Annotated in this window: 10 protein-coding genes and 1 pseudogene; 3 read left to right on the top strand and 8 right to left on the bottom strand. The window is 66.0% G+C overall.

All coding sequences use genetic code 11. The features are described 5' to 3' along the window. From ACQ3DC_RS20845 to ACQ3DC_RS20830, 4 genes are all read right to left on the bottom strand, one after another. The coding region (locus ACQ3DC_RS20845) for an amino acid permease (protein ID WP_430753107.1) at positions 1-1,402 on the bottom strand (1,402 nt) is incomplete at its 3' end. 16 nt (positions 1,403-1,418) lie between these two features. Continuing rightward, on the bottom strand, positions 1,419-2,840 hold the full coding sequence (locus tag ACQ3DC_RS20840; RefSeq protein WP_421094019.1) for an aspartate ammonia-lyase: 1,422 nt from the start codon (positions 2,838-2,840) through the stop codon (positions 1,419-1,421). 6 nt (positions 2,841-2,846) lie between these two features. Next, positions 2,847-3,905, bottom strand: a complete 1,059-nt coding sequence (locus tag ACQ3DC_RS20835; RefSeq protein ID WP_430753106.1) for an asparaginase — start codon at positions 3,903-3,905, stop codon at positions 2,847-2,849. A 30-nt stretch (positions 3,906-3,935) separates the two neighbouring features. Next, on the bottom strand, positions 3,936-4,637 hold the full coding sequence (locus tag ACQ3DC_RS20830; RefSeq protein ID WP_430753105.1) for a FadR/GntR family transcriptional regulator: 702 nt from the start codon (positions 4,635-4,637) through the stop codon (positions 3,936-3,938). Positions 4,638-4,726: 89 nt separating this feature from the next. Here ACQ3DC_RS20830 and ACQ3DC_RS20825 point away from each other — a divergent pair, with 89 nt between their 5' ends. The 3 genes from ACQ3DC_RS20825 (at position 4,727) to ACQ3DC_RS20815 (ending at position 6,770) form a co-directional block, all read left to right on the top strand. Beyond that, entirely contained in the window at positions 4,727-5,140 is a 414-nt protein-coding gene (locus ACQ3DC_RS20825; RefSeq protein WP_323058242.1) for a hypothetical protein, read from the top strand. A gap of 110 nt (positions 5,141-5,250) precedes the next feature. After that, positions 5,251-5,523: a helix-turn-helix transcriptional regulator gene (locus ACQ3DC_RS20820; protein ID WP_430753108.1), complete on the top strand. Its 273-nt coding sequence runs from the start codon at positions 5,251-5,253 to the stop codon at positions 5,521-5,523. After that, entirely contained in the window at positions 5,520-6,770 is a 1,251-nt protein-coding gene (locus ACQ3DC_RS20815) for a type II toxin-antitoxin system HipA family toxin (protein WP_430753104.1), read from the top strand. The genes ACQ3DC_RS20820 and ACQ3DC_RS20815 overlap by 4 nt, the downstream gene beginning before the upstream one ends. A 44-nt stretch (positions 6,771-6,814) precedes the next feature. Here the strand turns inward: ACQ3DC_RS20815 and ACQ3DC_RS20810 are convergent, their stop codons facing one another. The 4 genes and pseudogenes from ACQ3DC_RS20810 to ACQ3DC_RS20795 all read right to left on the bottom strand — a co-directional run bounded on the left by ACQ3DC_RS20810 (position 6,815) and on the right by ACQ3DC_RS20795 (position 11,387). Next, positions 6,815-8,077 carry an MFS transporter gene (locus tag ACQ3DC_RS20810; RefSeq protein WP_430753103.1) on the bottom strand — a complete coding sequence of 421 codons (1,263 nt, stop codon included), beginning with the start codon at positions 8,075-8,077 and terminating at the stop codon, positions 6,815-6,817. Positions 8,078-8,152: 75 nt separating this feature from the next. Next, the gene (locus tag ACQ3DC_RS20805; protein WP_321214724.1) at positions 8,153-8,770 is read right to left on the bottom strand and encodes a uracil-DNA glycosylase; all 618 of its coding nucleotides are present in this window, start codon (positions 8,768-8,770) and stop codon (positions 8,153-8,155) included. A 152-nt stretch (positions 8,771-8,922) separates the two neighbouring features. Beyond that, positions 8,923-10,092: pseudogene (locus tag ACQ3DC_RS20800) on the bottom strand (HNH endonuclease); the annotation flags it as partial. A gap of 47 nt (positions 10,093-10,139) precedes the next feature. Beyond that, positions 10,140-11,387, bottom strand: coding sequence for an IS256 family transposase (locus tag ACQ3DC_RS20795; protein WP_430752900.1), 1,248 nt, complete (start codon positions 11,385-11,387; stop codon positions 10,140-10,142). Positions 11,388-11,485: the final 98 nt, after the last annotated feature.

The following is an 11,485-nucleotide window of genomic DNA, read 5'->3' as shown; positions in this document are numbered from 1 at the left end:
CGACCATGAGGGCGGAGGCGATGGCGGTGACGAGCATGGTGAGGGGGGAGTCGATGAAGACCATGATGAGCACGCCCACGAGGAAGAGGAGGGAGAGGTAGCCGGTGTAGGGGGCGCCGATCATGCGGAAGGTGGGGCGTTCGAGCCAGCCTTTGTCGGCCCAGCGTTTGAGCTGGATCTGGCACAGGACGATGGTTGCCCAGGTCATGATGATGCCCACGGAGGCGACGTTGAGGACGATTTCGAAGGCTTGGGCGGGGACGAGGTAGTTCAGGGGGACGCCCAGGAGGGAGACGGCGGCGGTGATGGCGATGCCGCCGTAGGGGACGCCTGCTTTGTTCATGCGGGAGGCGAAGCGCGGGGCGGAGCCGTTGACGGACATGGAGCGCAGGATGCGTCCGGTGGAGTAGAGGCCGGCGTTGAGGGAGGACAGGGCTGCGGTGAGGACGACGAGGTTCATGATGACGTCCACGCCCTGGATGCCGATGGAGCCGAAGAACGTGACGAAGGGGCTGACGCCCTTTTCGTAGGAGGTGTAGGGCAGCAGCAGGGCCAGGAGGATGACGGAGCCGACGTAGAACACGGCGATGCGGAAGACCACGGAGTTGATGGCTTTGGGCATGATCTTTTCGGGGTTTTCGGTTTCGCCGGCGGCGGTGCCGACGAGTTCGATGGAGGCGTAGGCGAAGAGGACGCCCTGCATGAGGATGATCATGGGGAGCAGGCCGTTGGGGAAGATGCCGCCGTTGTCCGAGAGGAGGCTCAGGCCGACTTGCTGGCCGTCCACGGGGGTGCCGAAGATGACGAAGTAGGTGCCGGCGATGAGGAAGATGACCAGGGCGGCGACCTTGATCAGGGCGAACCAGAATTCCATTTCGCCGAAGACCTTCACGGAGACGAGGTTCAGGGCCAGGACCACGATCAGGGCGGTCAGTGCCCAGGCCCATTGCGGGACGGCTGCCATCCAGGGGATGTAGTTGCCGAAGAAGTTCATGTAGAGGGCTGCGGCGGTGATGTCCACGATGGTGGTGGTGGCCCAGTTGATCCAGTAGAACCAGCCGGAGACGAAGGCGGCTTTTTCGCCGAAGAATTCACGGGCGTAGGAGACGAACGAGCCGGAGGAGGGGCGGTGGAGGACCAGTTCGCCCAGGGCGCGCAGGATCAGGAACGCGAAGAACCCGCAGACGGCGTAGGCGATGACCAGGGACGGGCCCGCGGCGTTGAGCCGGCCGCCGGCGCCGAGGAACAGGCCGGTGCCGATCGCACCGCCGATCGCGATCATCTGGATCTGCCGGGGCTTGAGGTTCTTGTGGTAGCCCTTGTCCTCGGCATGCAGGGCGGTCTCGGAGGCATGGGCGTGCCCGCCGTCGATGATGTGGTCTGGGATGGGGGGATTCGTCATGGGGTGTCCTTAATGGCTACTTGCTGAGGTTGGCGAGGCGTTCGGGGCTGAGGAGCTCCTGGAGCTGCGCGTCCGTGAGGAGGCCGTGTTCCAGGACCAGTTCGGCTACGCCCTTGCCTGTTGCGAGGGCTTCCTTGGCGATGGCGGTGGCGGTGGCGTAGCCCAGGTGGGGATTGAGGGCCGTGACCAGGCCGATGGACTGTTCCACCGTGCGGCGGAGGTGTTCGGTGTTGGCGGTGATGCCCCGGATGCAGCGGGCCGTAAGGGTGCGGCACGCGGCTTCCAGGTGGGAGATGCTCTTGTGGAGGCTGTGGACGATGATGGGTTCGAAGGCGTTGAGCTGGAGCTGCCCGGCTTCGGCGGCCATGGTGATGGTGACGTCATTTCCGATGACTTCGTAGGCCACCTGGCTGACCACTTCCGGGATCACCGGGTTGATCTTGCCGGGCATGATGGAGGAGCCGGACTGGACGGCCGGGAGGTTGATTTCGCCGAATCCGGCGCGGGGGCCGGAGGAGAGCAGGCGGAGGTCGTTGCAGATCTTGGACAGCTTCACGGCCACGCGCTTGAGTACACCGGAAAGGTGGACAAAGGCGCCCACGTCCTGGGTGGCTTCGATCAGGTCCGGTGCGGTCACCAGCGGCAGGCCGGTCACTTCCGCCAGGTGGCGGCACGCTGCTTCCGCATAGCCTGCGGGGGCATTCAGGCCGGTGCCGATGGCGGTGGCGCCAAGGTTGATCTCGTGGATCAGCAGTTCGGCCTCGGCCAGGCGCAGCCGGTCTTCGCCGATGGTGATGGCGTAGCTGCCGAATTCCTGGCCCAGGGTCATGGGGACCGCGTCCTGCAGCTGGGTGCGGCCCATCTTGACCACGGTGCGGAATTCCAGGGCCTTCGAGGCGCAGGCCTCCTCCAGTTCCGCCAGCGCATCCAGCAGTTCCCGCGCAGCGAAGATGGTGCCCAGCTTGACCGCCGTGGGGTACACGTCGTTGGTGGACTGGCTGAGGTTGACATGGTCATTGGGGTGGAGGCGGGCGTAGTCGCCCTTGGGGTGGCCCAGGATTTCGAGGGCGCGGTTGGCGATGACCTCGTTGGCGTTCATGTTCGACGACGTCCCGGCACCTCCCTGGATGACGTCCACCACGAACTGGTCGGCCAGCTGTCCGTCCAGGACGTCCTGGCAGGCCTGCTCGATGGCGTCCGCGCGTTCGGCGTCCAGCAGGCCAAGTTCGCGGTTGGTGCGGGCGGCGGCCAGCTTGACCGCTGCCAGTCCGCGGACCAAGTGCATGTTGGACGAGAGCTTTTGGCCGGTGATGGGGAAGTTTTCCACGGCCCGGAGCGTGTGGACGCCCCAATAGGCGTGGGCGGGGATGTCGCGGTCGCCGAGCAGGTCGTGTTCTGAGCGGCTCGGTGCTGGGGCGGTTGTCTCGACGGTGGTCATGTGTCCTTACGGGGCTTCGTTGACGGGTGTGGACAGGAAAGGTTCGGAGAGGAAGCCGGTGGCCTGCAGCAGGCCCACCTGGCGGCCTCCGCCGAGGACCGGGGCGGTTGCGAGGGCAGCCAGCGGAGCGGTGTCCACGCCCAGTGCCTCCAGCAGCTTGACGGTGGCCGGCATCCGGGCGCGGTCGCCGCCGTCGGAAATCTTCACGCCCACTGACCGGCCATCCGCCAGGCCCACCAGCTGGACGCCTTCAAAGCCGTCCTTCGCCACCGCGCCCGGAAGGAGGCGCATCAGTTCGGTGACGTCGCGGCCTTCGCCGGCCACCATCTCCGGGTGCTGCTGCATGGCGAGGCCGACGGCGGCTTCGGCACCGTGTGTACCAACGCCGGCGTCGTCCTCCGCGGCGGCGCGGGCAATCACCCCGAAGGCGCGGGCCATGCCGGACAAGGTCAGGGCAAACAGCGGTGTTCCGCAGCCGTCGGTGCTGAGGCCGAGCGGCTCCTCCCCGGCCAGTTCGGTAACGGTCTCCGCAACCAGCTGCTGCAGCGGGTGCGACGGATCCAGGTAACCCTCGACGGGCCAGCCGTTGATGACGCACGTGGCTGCCATGGCAGCGTGCTTGCCGGAGCAGTTCTGGGTTAGCTGCGTGGAACGGCCCCCGGTGCGCAGCCATTCTTCGCGCTCGCTTGCGCCGTAGGGGAGATCCCTGCTGTTGCCGAAGTCGCTGACACTGAGCCCGTGCTGTTCGAGGATCCGCAGCGCTCCCTGGCGGTGCATTGCGCCGCCCGAGTGGCTCGCGGCGGCCAGGGCCAGGAGGTCTGCCGGGAGCTCGAGGCCGGCGCGGACCATGGCGACGGCCTGGAGCGGCTTGAGGGAGGACCGGGGGTAGAACGGCGCCGAGGGTGCGCCTGCCGCCGCTGCCATAGTGCCGTCCGCTTCGAGGGCGATGGCCGATCCGTAGTGGATGCTTTCCACCAGTCCGTCACGGGTGGCGGTGACCAGGGGAGCGTGCTGCGGAAGCAGCGCAGCAGCGTTGCGGGCAGCAGAAAGCACAGGGGAGGGCATGGATTCCTTGGGTGGGGTACTTGGTTGTGGCTAGTTGTTGAGGATGGAGTCGAGGGCCTGGCCCACGGCGTGGAGGTGGTCGGCCATGGCCTTGCGCGCCGCTTCCGGGGAGCCGGCCCCTATGGCGGCGAGGATCTCCTGGTGTTCCACGTCGGAGGCGTGCTGCCTGTCTGCCACCATGTTCAAGGTTTCGGACTGATGCGCCAGGGCTCCGCGGATGTCCGCCACCACGCTTGCGAACACCTTGTTTCCGCTGGCGCCGGCGATGGCCGCATGGAAGGTGGAGTCCAGGGCAACCCAGGATTCCGGATCTGTCTCGGTGGCCATGGCGGCCACCAGGTGGCGGAGGGTTTCCAGCTCCTCCTCGGTGCGCCGTTCGGCGGCCAGCCCGGCGGCAGGGACTTCGATGTGCGGCCTGGCTTCGGTCAGGTCGCGGGCGGAGTACTGGCCGAGCATGAGGTCGTTGGCCACCTTGTCCGCGACGACGAACGTCCCCTTCCCGGTCTTGGTGACCGTCAGGCCCAGCGCGGTGCAGGAGCGCAGGGCTTCGCGGATGACCGAGCGGCTTACCCCGTACTGCTGCGAGAGGCTGGCCTCGGAACTGAGCTTGCTGCCCACCGGAACCAGGCCGGACTCGATGTCCTGCCGGATCGCGTTGAACACCGCTTCGGCAGCGCTGAGCCGCGCAAGGGGTGCAGGCTGTCCTGCTGTCCGGCTGTCTGACAGGTTCACGCTTTAAATATGGCAGGGGTCACAGCGCGTGTCAATGTAGGGCCGCCGTCGCTATTCTTTTCCTCTGCCCGGCCCGTTAGCCTCCTGCTATGGACGAATACTCGGAGGAACTCGTCAACCTTGCGTTCATGGCCTTGGATCACGCCATTGATTCGGTGGTCTCGTCCGGCACGGACCTGGTCCCGTTTGTCATCCGGGAGCATGGGGGACAGCGCAGCCTGCAGCGTTATCTTGTGGATGGCCAGCTTGAGGCAGGCGTTGCGGCCGCCCGGAAGTCGGTTTTGCAGGAACCGCTGCCAGATCGCGTCGCCCTTGCCTGGGACGGTTTCATGACAACGTCGGAGGGGCGGCAGGAGGCCGTCTTCGTTGAGTCCTACGAGCAGGGCACGCCCGCCGGGTTCATCATGGCGCAGCGGTACCAGCGGGCCGGATTCCTCCGGAAGAAGCGGGAATCGGTAGGCAATCCCGCCCTGGTGGAGAAGAACACCGCACCGCTCTTCTAGCGCTCGTCTATCTCAGGGGTAGGATCGGCACGCTCGTACCGGAAATGCTGTGTACGGGTGCCCTCTGGCCGGAGTAGGCTTCTGGTGACGACTAACCGGCACGTTCGTACCTGAGGAGGCTTCCTACGCGTTCCTTTTCCGAGCAGCTCGCCGCCGAGGTGCGCGCCCGGCGCACGTTCCTCCGCCTGACGCAGCAGGACCTCGCCGACATGGCAGGCGTCTCCGAGCGTTTCGTGCGCTTTGTGGAGCAGGGCAAGCCAAGCGTCCAGCTGGATTCCCTCGTTGCGCTCCTCGAAACCCTTGGGCTGGAGCTGCAGATTGCCACGCGCACCAGCCAAGCCGTACGTGCGGTCGCCGGTCCGGAGAGCAGCGCCGAGCAGTGAGGCACCGCATCGCGGACATCTACAAGGCCGGCGTGCTCGCTGCCCGGCTCGAACGGCACGACGGCGGCACGCGGTTCAGCTACCTGCCCGCCTACCTCCGAACCGGGGGACCCGCCGTCGCGACTTCCCTGCCGCTCACCAGCGAACCGGTGCTGTCCGCGGCAGGGGCCGCCCCGCCCTACTTCACCGGCCTGCTGCCCGAGGGCCGGCGCCTTAATGCGCTGCGGCGGTCCATCAAGACCAGCGCTGATGACGATCTCTCCCTGCTTATCGCGGCCGGCGCCAATCCTGTGGGTGATGTGCAAATCGTGGGCCACGGGGAGCCGCTGGATCCGGATGACCATGCGGTCCGGGTTGATCCAAAACAAGCCGTGGATTTCGACCAGCTGCTGGGCGACCCCGATCTGATCGACCCGGTGGCCCTGGCCGGGGTGCAGGACAAGCTGTCGGCCGGAATGATCTCGGTGCCGGTGGCCGGCGCCGGTCGCCAGTTCATCCTCAAACTCAACGCCCCCGAGTTCCCGCATGTGGTGGAGAACGAGCTGGTGATGTTTCGTTACGCGGCCAAGCTGAGGATTCCGCTGAGCCGCGTCCGGCTGATGCATGATGTTGCGGGCCGCCCGGGGCTGCTGGTGGAGCGCTTCGACCGCGTTCCCGTGCCCGGCGGCGGATCGGATGGGGTGCGGCGACTGGCCGTCGAGGACGGTGCGCAGGTGCTGAAGCTCTATCCGGCGGACAAGTACAACGTCAGCTATTCGCAGGTCTGCCGTGCGCTCGCGGACCACTGCACGGCGCCTCTTCCGGCCCTCAGGAACCTTGCCATCCAGGGCGCCTACGCGTGGCTGACGGGAAACGGTGACCTGCATGCCAAGAACGTCTCAATGGTCCAGCTGCCTTCCGGCGAGTGGACCATCGCGCCCGTCTATGACATCCCCTCCACAGTGGTCTACGGCGATAAGACTCTGGCGCTGGCCATGAATGGCAAACGGACCGGGATTTCCCGCCGCCACTTTCTGGGCTGGGCGACGGAGCTCGGACTTACCGGGCGGGCGGCTGCCCAGGTGCTGGAGATTGCCTTAAAGGCGTCAGGACCGCTTTTGGCGGACCTGGAATCCGGGACGGCTTTCCGCGGCCTGGACGGGGCCGGGCAGAAGAATAACGACGACGGCGGCTCGCCGTTCCCGGCCCTCGTCACCAGGACGTGGGTCAAGGAGTTGAAGCACCGGAGAAGACTGCTGGAAGGCTGATCCGCGCTGCGGGCTGACCATATGTGGCGCGGGGCCTGGGGATCTCAGGAGCCGGACGCATGGTGGGGCCGGACAATGACGAAGACGGCCAGGGCCGCGGCCTGGATGACGGTCAGGGTAACGGCGAGGGCGAATATTGACCGTTCGTACAGAAGTCCGATGAGGACGCTCCCGGCCAGCCATGCGATGCCGTAGCAGGCGGTGAAGATACCGTAGGCACTGCCACGCCGTCCTGTAGGTGCCAGTTCGGAGACGGCTGCACGCATGGTGCTTTCCTGAACGCCCATGGCGGCTCCCCACATCAGCACACCCGCGACCGCCAGTGCGGTGTGGTTGCTGAACCCGAACCACGGGATGGCCGCTGCGAGAAGTGGGAGGGCGAGGAGGACCTTCAGGCCGATTTTGTCGTAGAGCCAGCCGGATGCCAGAGCTGCCACGGCATCGACCGCCATGGCTACCGCATAGAGGACAGGCACCAGGGCAGGCGGCAGGAGCCCGGTGGCTACGAGGTGGAATGACAGCAGCCCGAACGTTGCATAGCCGAACATAGTCAGGCTGCTGAATGCTGCGTACATCCAGAATTGCCGGGGAATCCTGGACGACGCCTGGGGAGTCGCCACTGCCGGACCCGGGGTGGCTGATCCCGAGTAGCTGACGGAGCCGTCGGGGGGCTGGTGTTGTTCATAGAGGGACGGGTCAGGGACGCGTTTACTGAGCCAGACGAGGAGCAGCATTGCTGCCACTCCGGGAAGAGCAAGCAGGAGGAACCCCGGGCCGTAGCTGCCGGAGAGCGAGAAGGCCACACCGATCAGGAGCGGGCCGAGGAAGGCTCCCGCCTGGTCGAGGGCTTCGTGGAAAGCAAAGGTCTTGCCGCGGCCCAGCCGGGTGCCGGCCTCCGCGAGCATGGTGTCCTTCGCCGGGCTCCGCACGGCTTTGCCCAGGCGCTCCATCAGGACGAGCAGGCAGGCAATCCACAAAGCGCTGGTGATCCCCAGAAGGGGCACCGAGAGCGCGGTGAGTCCGTAGCCCGTGAGCGCCAATGCCCACCTTAGCCGGGGCCGGTCCGCCAAGCGTCCGAAGACCGGGCGTAGAACCAGGGCGACTGCCTCACCGGCGCCCGTGATGACACTGATCAGGAGGGCCGAGGCGCCAAGCGCGCCCAGGAAGGGGCCGGTGACGCTCCTGGCACCTTCGTAGACCATGTCCATCAGAGCGCTGACAACGCCGAAGACCAGGATGAAGCGGAAGGCCGTCAGCGGCGGTCCCGCCACCCTCCGGCTGCCGGCGTTGCCGGTGGTGTTCTTCACGCTGGGAGGCCTGGTCGGGTCAGGTCCTGAATCATTCATGGCGAGCGTCGGCGAGGACTCTCTGGACCTGCCAGGCTAGAGGTGCTGGATCCCGGCCCGTTGCATGGCGTCCTTGTAAACATCCACGTTCTTGGCCAGGAGCTCTTCCTGTTTCGTTTCGGAAACGGCGAAGGCCCGTCCTCCCAAGGCGGTGGCCTTGTATATCTTGATGCCGCTGTTTTTCAGGGACTGGTGGTAGGTCTTCTCGAAGAGGGTGAGGAAGGTCGATGCATCGGTACCGTGGGCGATGATTGCCGAGACCCGGGAGTTGATCTTCAGGAACTGCCGGAACGGGCGCAGACCGTCCGTTTTCTCCTGCACATTCAGGGCGGAGGGCATGTCCGGGTCGCGGACCCAGGGATAGGCGTTCCACGGCATCACATAGCGGGGATCGAGTTCCGCCAGTTCATAGATCTGGGTGGCGCGGCGGGCGGCCTCGTCGTCGTTGTAATGCGAGACGAAGCCGGACTCGGTGCCCTTCCCGGGGCTGACCTGCAGGCTGACAATCCGGCACTCATCCTCGTCATGCACAGGGTCGATATAGGGGACGACAGACCCTGGCTTCTTTGCCATCAGTTCATCGCACAGCTGCGTGACCTTGGCAATGTTCGGTTCCTGTAGCAGGGCCTTTTTCTCGTCCCAATCAATCGTCACGATTTCTCCCTCAGCAGCAAGGCGTCCAGAATCAGGCGTCTTATGCCACTCTACGCTTCCGGGCTGAAGGGTGGGCAGGGGAAGTTCTCTCTCCCTTGTGCGCGGAGCACGCTAAAGAAGGCATTTCCGGTGATCCTTAGCGTGTAATGTCCTCACGCCGTCAGGGATTGCCTGTGGCGGGCGCGCTTGGCTGCTTTGGCCCGTCGGCGGTGTTTTCGGCGATGGCGCCACGGCAGCCCGTCAAGTGCCGGCCCGGATGCCGGCCTCGCGCTCACTTGCGTGCCAACTGTTGCGGTGTCGGCCAGTGCTGTGTCAGTAGGGGGTGTATTAGCCGGGGCGGTGCCCGGCAGCGGCGGCGCTGTGGAGTGGTAGGTGTGGCCGGTGGGGGTTTGGAGTTCCACTGTGTGACGCTGTCCAGGTTTGGTGGTTGGTGTGGCGGTCCAGCCGGGTGTTTCCTTGGTGTGGTTGCAGGTTTCGCAGAGGCCTTGGCCGTTGGTGCTGGTGGTGGGTCCGTCCTGGTGCCAGGGGATGATGTGGTCGTGGTGGCGGATCGGGGCGTCGCAGTAGGGGGTGCGGCAGGTGTCGTCGCGGATCTGGAGGAAGCGGCGGATCCCGGGCGGGAAGAGCCGGGCTTTGGAGTCCATGGCCAGGAGGTCCCCGGCGCCGGGGGTGGTGTAGAGCCGGCGGAGCCAGACCTGATATTGGGCATCGTCCGCGCCGCTGGCAGACTTGGTTGCCGGGCGTGCTGATCCTGAACCCAGAGATCCGGCACCCGTGAATCTTGGACCAGCCGCTCCAAGGCCCGCTAACTTCGAGCCTGCCGCCGCGCCGAGGACTGCTTTTCGGGCCCAGTGGGCGGGGACGGTGCCGTAGCCGGTGAGGCGGGCGGGTTCGCTGTCGCCCTGGAGGAGGGTGCGGTCGGTCATGACGAGCTGGACTTCGATGCCGCTGATCCCGGCCGGGGTGCCGGTGACGCGTTCAACGAGTTCATCGGCCATGATCGCGCCCCGGGACCGGTCATCCCCAGCGGACTTTACCGTGTCCGCGTGGCGGGTCAGGGCCGCGTAGGCGGCGACGCCCTGGCTGACCGGGAGGAGTGCGGTCAGGTAGGTCATGGTGTCAGGCGACGGCCGCAGGCTGACGCAGCGGTCCGTGACGGCACGGGAAGCGCGTTTAGCCACCGAGTGGGGGTCGCGCCGGTACGCGGCGGCGCGGACGGCGGCGGTGATGGCCCGGTCCCCGGCGCCGACCAGGGCGCCGGTGTCCGCGGCGATCTCCTCGTCCACGGCGCACCGGTCTGCGGCGGAAAGGCAGGGGGTGTCAAGTTTTCTGTGTAAGGGACCGGTCGGTTATCCGGTCTGCCGGGTGGTCAGATCGGAAGCCGGTTGGGGAATTGAACGGCGAAAGCGTTCAGTGCCTGGTGCCAGCCTTGGGTGCCGGTTCCGAGCTCGCCGCCGCGGGTGGTCTCGATGTTTCTGATCCCGAGGTAGACCAGCTTGATCGCGGCCTCGTCGGAGGGAAATGAGCCCCTGGTTTTGGTGATCTTCCGCAGTTGGTAGTTGATCGATTCGATCTGGTTCGTGGTGTAGATGACTTTGCGGATCTCGGGGGTGAAAGCCAGGAACGGGGTGAAGTCTTCCCAAGCGTTCCGCCAGGCCAGCACCGCCCCGGGAGCTGTGCTCTGCCAGGTCTCCGCGAAGGCCTCCATGGCCAGCTCGGCCGCCTGCACGGTCGGTGCGGTGTAGATCGGGCGCATGTCCCGGGCCATGGCTTTGCGTGCACCGTAGGAGGCGTATTTCATGGCCGAGCGCAGCAGGTGCACGACGCAGGTCTGCACGACGGTTTGGGGGTAGATGCTGTTCACCGCTGCCGGCAGCCCGGTGAGCCCGTCGCAGCACAGGATCAGGATGTCGGCGGCTCCGCGGTTACGGATCTCGGTGAGCACGTTGGCCCAGAACTTCGCCCCTTCGCTGGTGCCCAGCCACAGGCCCAGGACCTGCTTGCGGCCCTCTACGTCCACGCCCACGGCCACGTGGCAGGCCTTGTTCACCACCACGCCGCCGTCCCTGATTTTCAGCCAGATCGCGTCGATGTAGACGATCGGATACACGGACTCCAGCGGCCGGTTCTGCCACTGGGCGAGCTCATCGGCAATCACGTCGGTCACCCTCGAAATTGTCGCCGCGGAGACCTTGGTCCCGTAGATTTCATCGAGGTGGGAGCCGATATCCCGGGTGCTCATTCCGCGGGCGTAAAGGGACAGGATCATGTCTTCGACCTTGCCCAGCCGGCGGGCCCGCTTGGGCACGATGACCGGTTCGAAGGAGCTGTTCCGGTCCCGTGGCACGGTGACCTGCACCGGCCCCTGGAGGGTCTGAACGCTCTTGGTGGTCTTGCCGTTGCGGGAATTGCCCGTGCCCTGCCCTGCGGGGTCCCCGGACTCGTAGCCGAGGTGGTCGCTCATCTCCGTTTCCAAGGCCCGTTCCAGGACCGCGCGGGTCATCCGGGAGAGGAGCTCTTCAACACCGTTGCGGCCCTCTCCGAGGTCCTCCGCTGCCGTGACGAGGGCGTCGATCTGGTCGGCGCTCAAGACGCCTTCAAGGGGGTTGGTGGTCATACTGATTTCGGCCAAGAGGGCCCGTCCTTTCAGGGGTGAAACCGCAGGTCAAACCCTAGTTAGAGACCGGACCCTTACACACTCAATGAAACACCCTC

The organism is Paenarthrobacter sp. NEAU-H11 (genome assembly GCF_050573415.1).
GTDB lineage: Bacteria > Actinomycetota > Actinomycetes > Actinomycetales > Micrococcaceae > Arthrobacter.
The sequence above is the reverse complement of the archived record's forward strand: the minus strand, read 5'-3'. Positions and strand labels throughout refer to the sequence as shown.

Coding starts and splice junctions, on each gene's coding strand:
- ACQ3DC_RS20840 (WP_421094019.1), bottom strand. CDS start 2,840: ATGACCACCGTCGAGACAACCGCCCCAGCACCGAGCCGCTCAGAACAC.
- ACQ3DC_RS20795 (WP_430752900.1), bottom strand. CDS start 11,387: ATGACCACCAACCCCCTTGAAGGCGTCTTGAGCGCCGACCAGATCGAC.
- ACQ3DC_RS20825 (WP_323058242.1), top strand. CDS start 4,727: ATGGACGAATACTCGGAGGAACTCGTCAACCTTGCGTTCATGGCCTTG.
- ACQ3DC_RS20835 (WP_430753106.1), bottom strand. CDS start 3,905: ATGCCCTCCCCTGTGCTTTCTGCTGCCCGCAACGCTGCTGCGCTGCTT.